Origin of the sequence: Frankia sp. R82, assembly GCF_023716925.1 — a bacterium.
GTDB lineage: Bacteria > Actinomycetota > Actinomycetes > Frankiales > Frankiaceae > Frankia.
In genome coordinates this window covers 1-16,773 of the sequence record NZ_JAMQQG010000049.1, presented here as the reverse complement: position 1 = coordinate 16,773, position 16,773 = coordinate 1, and the positions used below count along the sequence as shown (strand labels likewise).

At 73.0% G+C, this 16,773-nt stretch carries 13 protein-coding genes and 2 pseudogenes; 6 read left to right on the top strand and 9 right to left on the bottom strand.

Going from position 1 to position 16,773, the window contains the following annotated elements; genetic code table 11:
* The 3 genes and pseudogenes from ND747_RS12635 to ND747_RS12625 form a co-directional block, all read right to left on the bottom strand.
* Positions 1–464 (bottom strand): annotated as a pseudogene (locus ND747_RS12635) (OmpA family protein); the annotation flags it as partial.
* A gap of 819 nt (positions 465–1,283) precedes the next feature.
* Positions 1,284–2,261 carry a phosphatase PAP2 family protein gene (locus ND747_RS12630; protein WP_251733722.1) on the bottom strand — a complete coding sequence of 326 codons (978 nt, stop codon included), beginning with the start codon at positions 2,259–2,261 and terminating at the stop codon, positions 1,284–1,286.
* A 302-nt stretch (positions 2,262–2,563) separates the two neighbouring features.
* Positions 2,564–4,006 carry an Ig-like domain-containing protein gene (locus tag ND747_RS12625; protein ID WP_251733721.1) on the bottom strand — a complete coding sequence of 481 codons (1,443 nt, stop codon included), beginning with the start codon at positions 4,004–4,006 and terminating at the stop codon, positions 2,564–2,566.
* Between the two features lie 689 nt (positions 4,007–4,695).
* Between ND747_RS12625 and pucL the strand changes: the two genes are divergently transcribed.
* Complete coding sequence (gene pucL / locus ND747_RS12620) at positions 4,696–5,574, top strand: factor-independent urate hydroxylase (RefSeq protein WP_251733720.1); 879 nt, start codon at positions 4,696–4,698, stop codon at positions 5,572–5,574.
* Between the two features lie 18 nt (positions 5,575–5,592).
* Here the strand turns inward: pucL and ND747_RS12615 are convergent, their stop codons facing one another.
* Together ND747_RS12615 and ND747_RS12610 are read right to left on the bottom strand one after the other, a co-directional pair.
* Positions 5,593–6,432: an SAM-dependent chlorinase/fluorinase gene (locus tag ND747_RS12615; protein ID WP_251733719.1), complete on the bottom strand. Its 840-nt coding sequence runs from the start codon at positions 6,430–6,432 to the stop codon at positions 5,593–5,595.
* Entirely contained in the window at positions 6,429–6,944 is a 516-nt protein-coding gene (locus ND747_RS12610) for a DUF3099 domain-containing protein (RefSeq protein ID WP_251733718.1), read from the bottom strand. Before ND747_RS12610 ends, ND747_RS12615 begins: the two co-directional genes overlap by 4 nt.
* 478 nt (positions 6,945–7,422) lie before the next feature.
* On the opposite strand from ND747_RS12610, the gene ND747_RS12605 reads away from it, so the two are divergent.
* The 4 genes from ND747_RS12605 (at position 7,423) to ND747_RS12590 (ending at position 11,812) form a co-directional block, all read left to right on the top strand.
* The gene (locus ND747_RS12605; protein WP_251733717.1) at positions 7,423–8,538 is read left to right on the top strand and encodes a glycosyltransferase family 1 protein; all 1,116 of its coding nucleotides are present in this window, start codon (positions 7,423–7,425) and stop codon (positions 8,536–8,538) included.
* Between the two features lie 172 nt (positions 8,539–8,710).
* On the top strand, positions 8,711–9,994 hold the full coding sequence (locus ND747_RS12600; protein ID WP_251733725.1) for a glycosyltransferase: 1,284 nt from the start codon (positions 8,711–8,713) through the stop codon (positions 9,992–9,994).
* A gap of 10 nt (positions 9,995–10,004) precedes the next feature.
* Entirely contained in the window at positions 10,005–10,988 is a 984-nt protein-coding gene (locus tag ND747_RS12595; protein WP_251733716.1) for an SGNH/GDSL hydrolase family protein, read from the top strand.
* 29 nt (positions 10,989–11,017) lie between these two features.
* Positions 11,018–11,812: a hypothetical protein gene (locus tag ND747_RS12590; protein ID WP_251733724.1), complete on the top strand. Its 795-nt coding sequence runs from the start codon at positions 11,018–11,020 to the stop codon at positions 11,810–11,812.
* Between the two features lie 29 nt (positions 11,813–11,841).
* Here ND747_RS12590 and ND747_RS12585 read toward each other — a convergent pair whose 3' ends face one another.
* From ND747_RS12585 to fabG, 4 genes are all read right to left on the bottom strand, one after another.
* Positions 11,842–12,357: a DUF3090 domain-containing protein gene (locus tag ND747_RS12585; RefSeq protein ID WP_285900413.1), complete on the bottom strand. Its 516-nt coding sequence runs from the start codon at positions 12,355–12,357 to the stop codon at positions 11,842–11,844.
* A gap of 16 nt (positions 12,358–12,373) precedes the next feature.
* Positions 12,374–13,525 (bottom strand): ferrochelatase, encoded by a 1,152-nt coding sequence (locus tag ND747_RS12580; protein ID WP_251733723.1) that lies wholly within the window; start codon positions 13,523–13,525, stop codon positions 12,374–12,376.
* A 104-nt stretch (positions 13,526–13,629) separates the two neighbouring features.
* Complete coding sequence (locus tag ND747_RS12575; protein WP_251733714.1) at positions 13,630–13,935, bottom strand: hypothetical protein; 306 nt, start codon at positions 13,933–13,935, stop codon at positions 13,630–13,632.
* A 197-nt stretch (positions 13,936–14,132) separates the two neighbouring features.
* Positions 14,133–14,849, bottom strand: coding sequence for a 3-oxoacyl-ACP reductase FabG (fabG, locus tag ND747_RS12570; RefSeq protein WP_251733713.1), 717 nt, complete (start codon positions 14,847–14,849; stop codon positions 14,133–14,135).
* 234 nt (positions 14,850–15,083) lie between these two features.
* Between fabG and ND747_RS12565 the strand changes: the two are divergent.
* Positions 15,084–16,773: pseudogene (locus ND747_RS12565) on the top strand (pyruvate dehydrogenase); the annotation flags it as partial.

Genomic DNA, 16,773 nt, shown 5'->3' with positions numbered 1-16,773 from the left:
GCCTTGGCCGGGCCGGCCGCTGTGGCCGGCCCGGCCGCATCAGCGACAGCGGCCAGCAGGGCGTCGCGGCTGTCCCGGTCCGCCACGGTCGCGGTGACCGACAGCACCCCACCCGATACCGCAAGCACCAGCGGCCGGGCCGGTTCGGTGACGATCACCACGTCGTCGCCGAGCCGGGCCGAGGTGGTACCAGAGACCGCAGCCGACGCCCGCGCCTGCTCGGCGGCGGCGGCGCTCGGGAAGCGCCCGGTCACCACCGCCTCCCGCCCTTCGATGTGCACCTGCGCGTGCACTCCGCCGACCGCCCGGACCGCCGCACTCGCCCGGGTAGCCAGATCATCCTGGATTGGTCCGCGACGCAGGGCGAACGCAATCAGGGCAAGAAGCAGCCACGCCAACAACAGCGACACGGCGAAGGCGACCGGCCGGGGACGGTTCATGCGCGCGGCCAGAGACTGGGTCATCGAGCAGACTCCGTGCAGATCGGACCACATGGCGTCAGGCCACGTGCGGTCAGGCCAGGCGGGGTGAGGCGATACGGGTTCGTGCGGCGCGGGTCAGGCAGTGCCGGTTCGGACGGCGCCAGCTGTGGGCAGCGCCGGTTGTCGACTGGTGGCGATGGTGGGCGGCGCCGGTTGTTGACTGGTGCCGGTTGTTGACTGGTGCCGGGTTCAGACGGTGCGAGGTCCAGACGGTGCGGGATCGGCCAGGCGAACCAGGACGGGATCGAGCCAGGCCGGATCAGGCACAACCATCGCACATCGTCTGCGGGCCGGACACGGCGGGGCAAACAACCTGCCCGGTCGGGTGACCACCACCGGCCCACACCACCCTCGAGCCCGCACACCGCAGCCGAACCCAGGCACCACACGCGCCCACCCGACCTGCGCCGAACGCCGGCGACCCTGCGCTTCGAACGGCGCGAAGGTGGCTTACCCCGGACGACCACATCGCCGAGGAAGCCGCCCGCCACCGATCCTGCCGAGGCTTGGTGAAGGATTCGGGGCCTTGAGTCTTCACTAACCCTCGGCAAGACGCGATCAAGTCCTCGGCGCCGGCCCACCCGAGGCCCTGACGCGATGCCGGCCTCGACGTCCGACATCCGACGTCCGTCTGGACGTCAGGTCATCACACAAACCTCGAGGAACTTCGTTCTGCTTCCCCGACGGTCACTCGTCACACCGCGGCACTCCGCCGCCAGCGGCGGCGGGCGCGGGTGCTCCGGCGGCGAAGGAGCGGGCCCGCCGGCCAAGGGGGCGGCCAGCCGAGGCTGACTCCGTCGGTCAGTGGGCGCGGGCGCCGTCAGAGTGCTGGGCGATGACGGGGAGGGATCCGGGGGGTGGAGCAGCAGCCGACGATTGCGTGGCATCCGACGCGGAGACGGTGGCACCCGACACGGCGGTGGCGCCCGGAGCTCCCGTGGCACCCGACACGCCGATGGCACCTGACACGCCGGTGGCACCCGACGCGGAGGTGACGTCCGTGGAGCTGGGGTCGGTCAGGGCGGTGGGGGGTGCGCGGTGGGCTCGGCGGCGGGCGAAGACGAGGGCGACCACGCCGGCGGAGAAGCCGAGGACGATCCAGCCGGCGACCGCGTCCAGCAGGTAGTGGTTCGCGGTGGACATCACGACGAAGACCGTGGCGGCGGGATACAGGACGCCGAGAACGCGGGTGATCCGGCGGCGGCCGTACCGCAAGAGCAGGAATCCGCACCACAGGGCCCAGGCACAGTGCAGGGACGGCAGGGCCGCGAACTGGTTGGTGATGCCCTCGAGGCCCTGCGGGGCGGCGCTGGCGGTGCCGGTCCACCATCCCCAGCCGGCGAAGTGGGCCATCGTGTCGGTGAACGGCTCGCCGGGGAGCAGGCGTGGCGGCGCCGTCGGGAACAGGAAGAAGCCACACAGGGAGATCAGGGTGGTGACGACCAGCGTCCAGCGGATCTGTGAATAGTTGGCGGTGTTGCGCCGATGCGTCCACACCAGCAGGCTCGGGGTGACGACGAAGTGCAGCGTCCCGTAGTAGTAGCAGCACAGCACCGCCACCACCGGAACGCGCTGCAGCCAGCGGTTGAGCGACAGCTCGATGTCGATGTGCAGCCAGGCCTCGAACCGCAGCAGGTCATGGCCAAGCCGGATGGCGTCTGCCGCGGAGGCGTCGGCGACGGATCGCGTGCCGGTGTACGAGTAGTACAGCACGGCCAGCATCAGCACCTCGACCCACCAGACCGGCAGACCCGTGGTCTGGTTGCGCAAGCGCCTCACAGCACACCTCTCGAACGTCGCCCACTGTTCGCGATCAGGGCGTGCACCGCGGTGCCCGCCCCGCCCCCGCCGACCGCCACCGCGCCCGGGCCGGTCTCCCGGCGCCCGGCGCATACCCGCCGGATCTCGGGCGCGCAGTCGTCATGGTTCCACTCAACAGCATGAGCCGACCCACGCCGTCACGGGCCGTCCCATGGGACGACCCGAGGGAAATTCGCCGACATGTGGCGCATTCGTCACCTGTGTCGGGGTGGCGCGGGCCATCGCCACCCCGACACAGATGAACGGACCCGGACGAACGGTCAGGCACCGCCCGCGGCGAGAGCGGCGGGGCTTGGCGTGGTGGCCGGGGCGAGGCCACCACCGGCCGGGGCCGGCGCTGTCGCTGGGACGGACGGGCTGGCGGTGGTCTCGGGCTGGTCGGAGACCGGTAGCGCGCTGGCCGCCTTCCACGCGTTCCAGGAGACCGACCAGTAGTTGCCCAGCTGGCTGGTGTCGGCCGGACGGCCGGTGTTGGAGATGTCGACGATGTCCCCGAGATGGCTGAGGTTGTAGAACCATTCGGCGTCAGCCGGGGAGGCGTTGATGCAGCCGTGGGAGACGTTGTCGCGCCCCTGGCTGGGAACGGACCACGGCGCCGAGTGCACGTACTGGCCACCGCTGGTGTAGTTCACCGCCCACTGGACCTTTTCGTAGTAGTAGTCCGGATTGCCCTTGGGGACGCCGACTGTCGCGGAGTCCATGATGACCTCGGGGGACTTGCCCAGGACGTTGTGCGGACCGTCCATCGACGGCGTGCTCGGCTTGCCGAGGCTGACCGGCATGGTGCGCAGCAGGGCGCCGTTGCGGAAGACCTTCATGATGTGGGTGGCGGCGTCGACCTTGGAGATCAGCGCCGAGCCGATCACGAAGTCCATGGCGCGGTCCTTCACGCCGAAGCGGTCACCACCGACGTCCATGCCGGCGAGGTTGGCCTCGACGTGCACCTGCGTGCCGGGCGTCCAGTACTGCTGCGGACGCCACACCACCAGGCGGTTGGTGACCCAGTGCCAGGCACCGAGCGTCGGCGGGTTCGCCCGCACCGCCAGCCGCGACTGGACGGCGGCCCGATCGGTCACCGGCGCGTTGAAGGTCAGGCTGATCGGCGCGCCGACACCGACCGTCTGCCCGGCGACCGGCTCCCAGGAGACCCGCATCGCCCGCTCCGGCGTGCCGGTCTCGAAGCTCGAGTGGACCGAGGTGGTGCCGGTGATGCCGATTGCCGCGCTGGTGCTGGCGGCGATGTCGTAGCGGGACGCCGCGAACAGCCCCTGGTTGGACGTCCAGGTCCTGCGGTCGGCCGAGAACTCGCCGAGCACCGCACCCGCGTCGGTCTTCTCGGTGGCGCTGGCCTGCCGGTTCACGCTGACCTGCGCGAGGGGGGCATTGGCCCGCACCACGACATGATCGGCGACGGCGATGCCCGAGGCGCCATCACCAGGAGTCACCGTGACGTGGGCCACCGGAGGCGGCGACGCGGCGACCCCGGCCGGCGTGGACGAGCCGCCCCCCGACGAACAGGCGGCCAGCCCCAGCGCCGTCACCAGCCCGCATGCCGCACCAAAGCGCCGCCGCGCCCGATGCGGGCGACGGGCCGGAACCGCCACCACGGCGGTCGAACCGGCCATGGCAGCCCCACCCGAGGTGGCGACCGTGACGGATGTGGGGGCCTCGTGCACGGCTGCCCGCCGGCGCCCGGGAAGCACCCACCATCCCCGGGGCACGCGTGAGGGCTCAATTACCGAGCGAGACATTCAACGCCCTCTTCCGAAGTACACGGCCGGCGCCACCGCCGGACGGAAACCTTGCTTTGAACCGTACCCAGGGGTCGCCGCCCCGGCCCGTCGATCACGAAACCCTGTACGTCATCTCCGCGACAATCACTCACCGTAGGGTGAATAAATACGGAGGGTAGTCCTCTCCGGGTATTCCCCACAAGCCCCTCCCCCTTCCCCCCTTCCGACGCACGGAGACCGTGCAAAGTTGCCTTCGGGTACATCAATTCCTGGACTGCCCGAATGCACCGACCCACACACATCACACGTCACGCAAGGCACAACCCATCACCATCGGGCGGTGTCGCGCGCAACCACCGCACGATCGTCCGCCGTCCGTTTCGACGGTCACCGGTCCAACCCGGAAACGGTGTCGGTTCGGCGGGATTATCGCCGGAAAATTGCGCACCGGACGTCCATCCAGGCCCGGACGCGACACGTGACGGCGACCACCCGGGAGCCCGCGGTCGGAGGGTCCGCGGTCGGGGAACCCGCGGTCGGCGAGGATGGTGGCGATCGCCGGCCCGGAGCGTGGTCCGGGCCGGCGCACGGGTGCGGTGACCGGATGAACCGCCGCACCGGGGCGACCGGGGCGACCGGGGCGAGACGAGGGAGATCAGATGGCGATCGTGCTCGGACCGAACCAGTTCGGAAAGGCAGAGGTACGACTCGTGCGGGTCGATCGTTCCCCTGCCGTGCACCGCATCACCGATCTGAACGTCTCGACGGCGCTGCGCGGCGACTTCGACGCCGCACATCTGGTTGGCGACAACTCCCACGTTCTCACCACCGACGCGCAGAAGAACACGGTGTACGCGTTCGCCCGAGAGCACGGGATCGGGCAGATCGAGGATTTCTCCCTACGGCTGGGACGGCACTTCGTCGACGCCTTCGGGTGGATCCAGGGGGCCCGCGTCGAGATCGAGCAGTATCGCTGGGATCGCATTGTCGTGGACGGCGCCCCGCACGATCATGCATTCAGCCGCTCCGGCGGCGAGCGGCGGACCACGGTGGTCACGATCGACGGGCCGTCGTCCCATGTCGTTTCCGGCCTCGCCGGTCTGGTCGTCCTGAAGTCAACCGGCTCGGAGTTCCACGGATTCGCCCGTGACCGGTACACCACGCTCGCCGAGACGACCGATCGCATTCTTGCCACCGAGGTGACCGCACACTGGCGCTATGTGGCCAGCGACCTCGATTTCGGCCCTCGTTACGACCGGGTGCGCGACGCGCTGGTGACCACCTTCGCCCGGGTACACAGTCTCGCCCTGCAGCAGACCCTGTACCGGATGGGTGAGGCCGTCCTGAACGCCGTCGAGGAGGTGGCCGAAATACGCATCTCAATGCCGAACAAGCACCATTTCCTGGTCGACCTCACCCCCTTCGGCCTGGACAATCCGGACATCATCTACCAGGTGCCGGACCGTCCGTACGGCCTGATCGAGGCCACGGTCCTGCGCGACGACGCCCCCGACCCGGGCCCGAGCTGGCAGCGCTAGGCCAGCGGACTCACCGGGTCACCGGGTCACCGGGCTCAGGGTGAGGCGGTCGCCGGGGGCGAGCGCCAGTCGGCTCGCCGCATGGGCGTCCCGGACGGCGACAGCCGCCATCCCCGCAGCGTCCACGTACACCAGCAGCGCTCCCGGCGGGACGGAACCGAAGGTCGTCACCACCGCGGCCGCCCAGGCGACGTCCGACCGGGACTGGTCGACGGGCAGGCGTCGCAGCCGGGCGTGGGCACCCGGAACAAGTCCCGTGTCGCCAAGCTGCTGGCCGGTGGCGGCAAGCTGGACGTTGCCGAACACGTCGACCTGCACGACCTCGGCTTCGAGTCCGCCGTCCGGTCCCAGCCGGACGTGCGGGGATGGGAGCCGGACGAGCGTGGCAGGGTCGCACGGCTCGCCGAGCTCGGCAAGGTCCCGTCCGGCCAGCAGCGCGGCGGTCGCGGGAGCGAAGACGTCCCGACCGTGGAAGGTCGCGGGCGTCCCGGGCGGGACCGGCAGAGCCACCGCGGCGTCGATCCCGCCGAGCCGGTCGGCAGCCGCGATCAGCAGCCCGTTGTCCGGCCCGACGAGCCACCCGTGCACCGCCCGTAGCACCAGTGCCCGGCGCGCTGTGCCCACGCCCGGGTCGACGACGCCAAGATGCACCGCCGCCACCGGCAGGGCAGGGACCGTCTGGGCCAGCACTGCCGCGGCCCGCCGGATGTCCCCGGCTGGCACCAGGTGGGTGACATCGATGATCCGCGCTGCCGGAACCGCGCGCAGGATCACTCCGTGGCAGGCGGCGACGAACCCGTCGGCCAGCCCGTAGTCCGTGGTGAAGCTGACGACCCCGCTCACCGCACCGGCGCTCACGACCTGCCCTGACGCGCTCCCGTGCCGCCTGTCGGGCCCGCGGCGGCACCAGCACCAGCACCGCTACCGGCATCAGTGGCACCGGTCGTGCCCGTCCCAGTGCGGTCGGTCGCGCCGGTCGGCGATCCGTGGGCGGTGCTGCCACCGGGCGGGCCGGCGTGCACCCAGCCGGACTCGTCCACCCAGCCGTCGCTGTCGACGACCTGATGGGTGGACGCCTCGATCGCCGTCGGCACCTCCTGCGCCGCCCGCGCCGGGTCAAAGGTCACCGGTGTGCCACGTTCAGGCGCCGGCCCACCGTTGGCCACGACCACCGCGACCCATGGCAGCACGACGGCGACACCGACCAGCAGGTAACGCAACCAGCCGTGGAACACCAGGACGGCGAGCAGGAAGCACACCACCCGAAAGCCCATCGACGCCAGATAGCGCAGCTCACGGCGGTGGATCTCCCACTGCCGTGACCGTCCGGCAGACGTGATGAGCACCGACTGCTCCGGTCTGAACCTCACCTGCGCACCTCGCCGCCTTCGTCCGCCCGTCGACGCCTGTCCCTGCGCCATCTGTCCCCGCGCCTGATGCTCACCGCACCCGACGATCACCGCACCCGATGCGTTGCCCCGCTGCCGCCCCTGGGCGCGATCCCGGCAGCCGCGTCCCGATCCAATATCCTCTCTGCCGGCCGCACGGGAGAACCATGCCCGGGTGGGACGCGCCACGCCCCTCGGGGCAGGGCCGGGCTGACGGAACACCAGCGGCCGTCGAAGCCGGCACGAAGCTCCGTCGCCAGGCCTCGACAGGATCGGCCCTGGCGTCGAACTCCTCGGCGATGTGGTCGTCCGGGCTGGGCCGCCGCTTCTCGGCCCCGCGGGTCAGGGCAGAGGGCTGGACGAACTCCCTCGGGCCTGGGCACCAAGCTGTGCCGAAGCGTTCATGTGGCGGTCGGCTGGGCGTCCGCGGAACAGCGTCGGGCGCTGTCACGGTGCTCGTGTGCGCGTAGCCGTGATCACCGAGTCGTTTCTCCCGCACGTCGACGGGGTGACGAACACGGTGTGCCGAGTGCTCGAACATCTGCGTGACCAGGGTCATGAGGCGATGGTGATCGCGCCGGCTCCCGCACCGGCCCAGCGGCGGACGGCGGCACACTCGCATGCGGGAGCGCCGGTGCTGTGGGCGCCGTCCGCACCGCTGCCGGGCTACCCGGCGTTCCGGTTCGCCGTGCCGTGGCCGGCGCTGCCGGCGGCGCTGCGCGAGTTCGACCCGGACATCGTCCATGTGGCGGCGCCCGCGGGCCTGGGCGCGCAGGCGGTCCTTGCCGCCCGTCGGCTCGGGGTGCCCAGCGTGGCCGTCTACCAGACCGATATCGCCGCCTTCGCCGCCCGTTACGGACTGCGGGCCGCCGAGCGCTCTATCTGGCACTGGATCGCCACCGTGCACCGGCATGCGGCGCGGACCCTCGCCCCGTCCTGGGACGCGGTGGACGCGTTGCTGCGCCAGGGGGTGCAGCGGGTGGCCCGCTGGAGTCGCGGGGTGGATCTGGAGCGGTTCGACCCGCGACACCGCGACGAGCAGCTGCGCGGTGAGCTGGCGCCGAACGGCGAGCTGCTCGTCGGCTACGTCGGCCGGCTTGCCCGGGAGAAGCGGGTGGATCTGCTCGCGTCGGTCGCGGATCTGCCCGGCATCCGGCTGGTCGTCGTCGGCGCCGGGCCGTCGCGGCCGGCGTTGGAACGGCAGCTGCCGAACGCGGCGTTTCTGGGATTCCGCAGCGGAAGCGCACTGTCGGCGGCGGTGGCAAGCCTCGACGTGTTCGTCCACACGGGCATGCACGAGACATTCTGCCAGGCGGCGCAGGAGGCGAAGGCCAGCGGGGTGCCCGTGGTCGCGCCGGCCGCCGGCGGGCTGTTGGACGTCGTCGAGCACGGCCGGACCGGCCTGCACTACACCCCCGGGGACGCGGCGGCGTTGCGCGCCCAGGTGGCGGTGCTCGCCGGGGATCCCGGGCGGCGCACGGCGATGGCGCTGGCCGCGCAGGAGTCGGTCGCCGGCTGCGGGTGGGGCGCGATCGGTGACGAGCTGCTCGGCCACTACCGCGACGTCCTGGTCTGAGCCGGCAGCCGACCGGACGGCCGGCGGACGGCGGACGGCGGACGGCGGACGGCGGAGCAGACGGCTGAACGGACGGCAACAGCAGCACAGAAGCTGGGGCACGTGGGCCGCACCGGACGGACGGGACCCGTCCGGGCTGGGCCGGACGTGCGGAGGAGAAGAGGTGGTCGGCGTGCGGATCGTGCAGGCGGCGAACTTCGTCGCGCCCACGTCCGGCGGTATCCGGACGACCCTGCGTCAGCTCGCGGCGGGATACACCGCGGCCGGGCACGAGGTCGTCCAGATCCTGCCCGGCGAGCGGGACGGGGTCGAGGAGCATCCGTATGCGCGGGTGGTGCGGGTGAGGGCGCCCAGGCTCGGCTCGACCGGCTACCGGGTGATCAGCCAGCCCTGGCGGGTAGCCGCGCTGCTCGAGGCGGAGGCGCCCGACCGGCTCGAGGTGCACGACCGGGCGACGCTCGCCGGGCTCGGCCGCTGGGGCCGCCGGCGCGGGGTGCCCTCGCTGGTGGTCAGCCACGAACGGCTCGACCGGCTGCTGGGCACGTGGACCCCCCGGTCGCTGCGCGGCATACTGCCGACGACGGCGACGGCGGACCGGGCGAACACGGCGCTCGCCGCGGGCTTCGACGCGGTGGTGACGACGACCGCGTGGGCGGCGGCCGAATTTGTCCGGATCAACACGCCGAACCTGCGCCACATCCCGCTCGGGGTCGAGCTGGACGCGTTCCATCCGGACCGCTGTGACCGGACGCTGCGCCGTGCGTTCGCCCGCGACCAGGAGGCGCTGCTGGTGGTGGCGAGTCGGCTGTCGCCGGAGAAGCGGGTCGATCTCGCCCTCGACACGGTTGCCGAACTGGTACGCCGCCGGGTGCCGGTGCGGCTGGTGATCGCCGGCGAGGGGTCGGCACGCACCCGCCTGGAACGGCGTGCCGCGGGCCTGCCGGTGACGTTTCTCGGTTTCGTGGCCGATCGTTCCCGGCTGGCCGGCCTGCTGGCCAGCGCCGACGTGGCGCTGGCCCCGGGACCGGTCGAGACGTTCGGCCTGGCCGCCCTCGAGGCGCTGGCCAGCGGTACCCCGATCGTGGCGCACCACGCCAGTGCGGTGGCCGAACTGGTGGTACCCGGGGTCGGTCTGGTCGCCGCCGGCAGCGGCTTCACCTTCGCCGACGCCGTCTGTGACCTGCTCACACCGGTGGGCCCGGCCCGGCAGGTCGCGGCCCGGGCCCGGGCGGAGCAGTTCACCTGGGCGGCGACGATCGCCGGGTTCCTCGCCTGTCACACCGGGACCGAGACCCACACCGACCCGACGGCGACCGGGTTGGCCGCCGCCGTCCACCCCGTGCACAGTGACCGTGCGCCCGCTCTCCCAACCGCTCCGCCCGCACCGCCGGCACCCCCCGCACCGCCCGCACCGCCCGCACCGCCCGCACCGCCCGCACCGCCGCTGGCAGCCTGAGGGCCGGCCAGTGGACCGCACCGCGACAACCGCGCGGTTCGTCGCGCTGGGCGACAGCATCACCGTCGGGCTCGGGGACGGGGTGACGATGGGCCGGGAACATCGCGGGGCCAGCCCACCCCGCGGCTTCGCCGCCCGGTTCGCCGAGCTGCTCGGCCCAGCGGGCACCATCGACTACACCAACCTGGCCACCACCGGCGCCACCGCCAGGGACGTCCGGCTGCGCCAGCTACCGGTCGCACTGGAACGCACACCGCAGCTGGCGACCGTCGTCGCGGGCATGAACGACGTGCTCAAGCCCGGGTTCGATCCGCTGCGGCTGCGCCAGGACCTGGTCTGGACGGTCAGCCGCCTGCGCGCGCAGGGGGCTGCGGTGCTGACCGCGACGATGCCCGATCCGGGTCGGCTGCTGCGGCTGCCCGCACCGTTGGGTCGCCTGCTCGCCGAACGGGTCGAGCAGCTCAACGCGGCGGTGTGGGCCACCGCCCGGCACGATCCGGGGGTGTTCGTCGTCGACCTCGGCCAGCATCCGGCGGTGCGCCGCCGGTCCACCTTCGACGTCGACCGGGTGCATCCTGGCCCGTATGGGCACCAGCTCATCGCCCAGGCGTTCGCGCACCGGCTCGCGCAGGCCGGGGTGGCTCCGAGCGGGGTACCCCGCCCCGGGACGGGCCGCGAAACACGCGGTCACGCTGCCGTTGTCGCCACCGACGCGGCCGACGGTGCCGCCACGGTCACCTCCGCGGCGGCGGTGCCCGCCGCACCCGGCGCGCTGCGGCACGGATTGTGGCTGGTGCAGGTCGGAATGCCCTGGCTGGTCGGGCGTTGCCTGGCCGCCGGGCAACGTGCCACGGAGCACGCTCCGCCCGGCCGGGCGGAGACCGAGCGGACAGCCGGACAATCGTCGGTGAAACCGGTTGGTAATGGGCTGATCGGGCCGTGGGAGGCACTCCGACACGAAAATCTGGCCCGGAGCCACCCTCGGCGCGCCTGAGCGGCCCACGATTGCCTACCGTAGTGCCTGTGCTTCCCGCCCTGTCAGCCTCGCCCCGGTCCGGCGTCCTCACCGGCTGGGGCAACGCGTGGCTTGCCGGGCTGGTCGGACTGGACGATGTGATCACCCAGGTGCACTGCGCACTCGGTGGCGAGGCGGCCCCGCACACCCTCGGCGACGAGCCGCTGGTGCTCGGTCTCGGCGCGCTGCGGGCGGCCGGTGCCGAACGGTTGCGCCTCGTCCTGCCCGTGCCCGGGGACGCCACCGGTCTGCCCGGCCCGCCCGAGGTCAACCGGGACGCGATCACCGCCGGCGAGGCCGTCCTCGTCCTCGGGCCGAACCCACCGCTGGTGCTGGTGCCCGGCGTGGTCGTCCACGGCCCGGCGGTGGAGGGCCGGCTGGAGTCGGTGCACTGGCGGGTGCTGTCCGCCGGGCGGATCCCACCGCCGAGCGCGGGGCTGCGTGCAGCCGAACACGAGCTCTCCGACGCGATCCGGATGACGACGGCGGCCCTGCTGCACCTCGACATCGCCAGTGCCCGCCCCGAGGTCCTCGCGCTGCTGCGCGACCGCGGCGAGGAGGAGCCCGGCCCGGGCCTCGGCCCCGGCCATCCGCCGGCCGCCCATGCCCTGCTGGCCCGGGCGGAGCGGCTGTCCGCCCTGCTGGATCTGGCGGCCCGCGACGACGGTGCCGCCGTCACCGCCAGCGAGATCTCGCGGCGCACGGCCGCGTTGCGCTCGCTGTCCGCCGCCGTGCGTCGCGCCTACGAGGCGGCCTACGAGGCGTTCGACCCCAGCTACGCCGCCGTCCGCCCGCCGCGCTGACGGTCAGCGCCCCGAAGCCACCGGCACGGTCAGTTGAGGCGGGGGCAGAAATGGCCGCCGGGGTCGTCGGGGCGACCGCACAGGACACACGGTGGGCGGCCGGCGGCGACGACCGTGCGGGCCCGTTCGATGAAGGCACGCGCCTGGCGAATCGAGAGCCCGACCCGCAGCGAGTCGAGTTCGTCCTCGCTTTCGGGCAGTCGGGGCTCGCCGGCGGACAGCCCCGCGGCCTCGACGAACACGCGGTGACCGTCCCAGGAGACGGTGAGCTGGCCGAGGTGGAAGTCCTCCTGGAACGGGGCGTCGAGCGGGGCCAGGTCTATCTCGACGTCGGCGGCGGCGGGCAGGGAGATGCCCTGGGTCTGACCAACCTGACCGAGCAGCGTGTTCAGCCCGTCAGCGAGCGCCGTGACCTCGGTCTTCTCCAGGCCGACGGTGACAACCTGGCCGCGGCCGGCGGCCTGGAGAAAGAAGTTGCGGTCACCGGGCTGCCCCACCGTTCCCACCACGAACCGCTCCGGGGATTCAAACACGTAACGCTGCATATCTCCGATCGCTCCGTTACTGTTGTCCCTGTCCTCGCCCGGTGCGCGCGGGCCGCGTGGAGCCGGCCGGCCGAGCCGGACTGGTTGCGTCGTCACCGATCAGTATCACCGGTTCCGGTCGCTCGCCAACCTGTTCGTCGCCACTCGCTCCCGGGCGGGTGCGGGACGTGGGTTGACAGCAACCAGCGGGGCACACATCTGGCCAGGGGCCAAACGCGCTCAGTGCACGCTGTGGCGCGCGCGGATCCGTCCGTTCCGCCAGCAGCTCGCCCACCATCGCAACGAACCGCGGCTCCGTACCCACGGTACTCGCCCTGGTCACGGCCAGGCCACAGGCGCGGGCCCGGCTGGCAGCGACGACATCCAGGTCGTGGATGACCTCCATGTGGTCACTGACGAACCCGAGCGGCACCATGACAGCGCCTGCCGCGCCCTGCCCGGCGAGCTCGACCAGCCGGTCACCGACGTCGGGTTCGAGCCAGGGCACCGAGGGCGGGCCGCTGCGGCTGCAGTAGACGACCTCCAGCTGGTGGCGGATTCCCGTGTGCCGCTCGATGCCCGCGGTGACGAGCTCCGCGACCGTGCGCAGCTGGCGAGGATAGGCATGGCCGTGCGGGCCGCTGGCCCTGGCCTGGGCCAGCGGCAGCGAGTGCGCCGTGAACAGCAGCGGGGCGTCGGCGCGGACGCCGGCCGGCAGGGCCGCGAGCGCCGCGAGGCTGTGGTCGATCATCGGCTCGACGAACCCGGGATGGTCGAAGAACATCCGCAGCGGCACCAGCTCCGGGGCCGCCACCCCGGCCGGCAGGGCCGCGAGCGCGCCAGCGAGGTCCTCCCGGTACTGCCGGCAGCCCGAATAGGACGGAAACGCCGAGGTCACGAAGCAGGCGGCCCGCCGCACCCCGGCGGCGGCCAGCTCGGCGACGGTGTCGGTGAGATAGGGCGCCCAGTTGCGGTTGCCCCAGTAGACCGGCAGGCCCGGCAGCTGCTCGCGCAGCGCCGCGACCAGGGCCCGGTTCTGGTCGTTGAGCGGACTGCGACCGCCGAACATCCGATACTGCTCGGCGACGACGGCGAGACGCTCCTCGGGCACGTTGCGCCCGGCCGTCACGTTGCGCAGGAACGGCCAGACGTCCGCCGGGCCTTCGGGGCCACCGAAGGAGACCACCAGTAACGCGTCGAACTCGCCGGCGGTGGTCGCGGGGCCGGCCGTGGTCGCGGGGCCGGCGGTGGCCGCGGGGCCGGCGGTGGCGGTCGGGTCAGTCACCCGCGGAGTCATCGCGGCACACGATCGGCCAGGTCGGCGAGATAGGTCGGGAAGTACCCGCCGATGGCCGACAGGTCGAACGCCGGCAGGATCGATCCCGCCGGCTCCCGGGCGAGCAGGTACTCGAACGACACCCGCACGAGCGCCAGCTGCGCCGGTTCGTCGTCAGGGGCGGTGCCGGTAGCGGCGAGCACCTCATCGTCGACCCGCACCTGGTAGGTGAACGACAACCCGCTCACCCCGGGCGGGGTCTCCTCCGCGACCGTCACGTCGAAATCACGGCCACCGCGTGGTTCCACCCGAATCACGCTCATCGGACCCACTTCCTCGTGGCTGCGCCGGGCCTGCACCCCCACGATATCGGCCCGCGCCGCAACGCACCCGCTCACACATCCACCGACGGCCCGGACGGGTGCGCACACCGACCGATGTCACGCCAGGGACGATCAGAACCGGGTTCGGCGACGGCGTGAGCCCAGACGGGTCGCCGCAGGGGTGGACGTCGATGAGGTCAGTGGCCCATGCTCAGGCCGCCGTCGACCGGGATCACCGCGCCGTTGATGTAGGCGGCGGCCGGGGAGGCGAGGAAGGCCACCAGGGCGGCGACGTCGTCCGGCTCGCCCATCCGCCGGCCGGGGACCGCCGCGGTCAGCGCCTCGCGCTGGGCTTCGGTCAGGGCGTCCGTCATGTCGGTGCGGATCGGACCGGGCGCGACGACGTTGGCGGTGATGTTGCGCGGGGCGAGCTCCCGGGCGAGCGAGCGGGCGAAGCCGATGAGACCGGCCTTGGACGCCGCGTAGTTGGCCTGCCCCGGCCCACCGATCGACGCGACGACGGACGAGATGAAGATCAGCCGCCCGCGGCGCAGCCGCATCATCGGCCGGGCGGCCCGCTTGGCGACCCGGTAGGCGCCGGCCAGGTTGGTGTCGACCACGTCGCGGAACGCGTCCTCGCTCATCGTGGCGAGCAGCGTGTCCCGCACGATGCCGGCGTTGGACACCACGATCTCCACCGGCCCGAGCTCGGCCTCGATCTTGCCGAAGGCCTTGTCGACGCTGTCGGCATCGGCGACGTCCATCGTGACGCCGAGCATCCCCTCGGGCGCCGAGCCACCCCGGCTGGCCACGGCAACCCGCTCGCCGGCCGCGGCGAGCGCGGCAGCGCAGGCAGCGCCGATGCCACGGTTACCACCCGTTACCAGCGCGACGCGACCCTCGTTTTCGACCATGACCGGAGATAGTAGCCGCCGGACCGGCCGCACCCGGACCGTCCACGCCCCGGCCCGGGACGCGGCGAGATCCGGCCGGCGGTGCGGCGCCGCACCGCGGATGCTGAAATGGTGCGTAACACCGCACGGTGGACGCGGCTGTCCGCATCCCGGCGGGACGGCCTCCGGTAGGACGGCCTCGGTGGGACAACCTCCGGCCTGCGTCGCACGTCCGGACATGGGGAGGGCGGCGCCGTGGGACGAAGGCCGAACATTCGCAGACCAGAACCTCGAGGGTTCGAGGCGGCGCACGCCTATCCGGAGCTGACCCTTGCCGCCGACGGCGGCCCGCCCGCGCCGGCACCCGACCCCGCCCAGCCCGCCCAGCCCGCCCAGCCGGTCGCCCCCGACCCACTCCGGGGACCCGGCGGCTCCGACCCGGCCGCCGACCGCGCCGATCCGGGAGCCGGCGCCGCGGGCTCGGCAACCGGCTTCGCGGACCTGGAAGCCAGCCGTGAGAACGAGGACGAGATGGCGACACCGACGCTTACCTCACACGACGGATCCCCCCCGCCCGTTCCCGGTCCGCCGGACGGCATCCTTGACCTGGCCGCCCTGGCCACCCTGGACGGCCGGCTCCGCAGCCGCGCCGCCGCCCTGATCGAGGCCGGGGTGCGTTCCGGTCGGCGCTCGGCGGCCGACGCTCGTCGCGACCGGGCCGCGGTGGCCGCCGCCTCCAGCGTCGCCACCGTGCTGTGGTTCGACGCACTGCGCGCCGAGGACCGGGTCAGCGTCACCCCGCACACCGCCCCGCTGCTGCTCGCCGTGCACGAGGCACTCGGTGAGACGCAGGCGCTGCCGCTGCCGCTGCCGCTGCCGGGCGAGGTCACACCGGCGCCGCCCTGGGAGGCGGGGGCGATCGCCGGCCAGGGACGTCCGCTGCGCCGGCTCGGTGCCGGCAACGTCGGGCCCAGCGGGACGGTCTGGGCGGCGCTCGCGCACCGCTTCGCCGGCAACCGGTTCGATCTGACCCCCGGTGGGCGGCAGATCTGCCTGATCGATTTCACCGAGCTGCGGGATCCGTCCGTCTGGGAGTCGATCACCGACGAGCGGGTTGCGCACCTGGGCGAGCTGTTCTGGGTGGTGCTGGTCTCCGGCACCGGCATGTCGGACGGCTGGCAGCCCGGGGTGAACGGCGCGAGCGGCTCGAACGGCATGGCCGGGTCGAATGACACGGTCGGTGGCGGCCGGGACGCCGGCGGCGTCGGCGGGCCGGGACGGGCCGCCCGGATGTTCGAGGCGGCCGGCTGGCAGGTGCTCACCGTCCGGCACGGGCGACGGCTTGGCGCACTGTCGCGAGCCCCCGGCGGCCCCGCGCTGATGGCCCGACTCGACCAGCTCACCCCGGCGCAGTACCAGGAGCTGCTGCACACCCGGGGAACCGAGCTGCGCCGCCGGCTGGCCGGCCCGGGCGCCGCCGGGGTGGGCATCAGCCGCCTGCTCGACACGCTGCCCGACGAGGAGATTCTGGCCTGCCTGCGCGATCTCGGCGGGCACGACATTCCGCTGCTCATCGACGCCTTCGACGAGGTCGCCGGTGACCGGCCAACCGTGCTGTTCGCCTACACCGACAACCGGCTCACCCCCGACGACGCACCGTTCGCCACGGACGAGCCCGAACCCTCCGACCACCCGGACGTCACGACCGCACCCCCGGCCAGGACCGTGCCCGGCGCCCTGCCGGCAACACCGACCAGGGTCCTTCCGGCCGACCTGACCGAGACCGACACCGCCGGCACCGGCACCGGCACCGGCACCGGCACCGGCACCGGCCATGGTGGCACCGCCCGGATCGACACGACCGGAGCCGATCACGCGCCGGCTGTCGCCCGCGCGGGCCAGCGACCGGCGGTCGGACCGCCGCTGGCGCCCGTGCCGTGGACCC

Excerpts from the sequence above, each read along its gene's own strand:
- pucL (WP_251733720.1), top strand. The coding sequence starts at position 4,696 with ATGGCGATCGTGCTCGGACCGAACCAGTTCGGAAAGGCAGAGGTACGA.
- ND747_RS12585 (WP_285900413.1), bottom strand. The coding sequence starts at position 12,357 with ATGCAGCGTTACGTGTTTGAATCCCCGGAGCGGTTCGTGGTGGGAACG.
- ND747_RS12575 (WP_251733714.1), bottom strand. The coding sequence starts at position 13,935 with ATGAGCGTGATTCGGGTGGAACCACGCGGTGGCCGTGATTTCGACGTG.
- fabG (WP_251733713.1), bottom strand. The coding sequence starts at position 14,849 with ATGGTCGAAAACGAGGGTCGCGTCGCGCTGGTAACGGGTGGTAACCGT.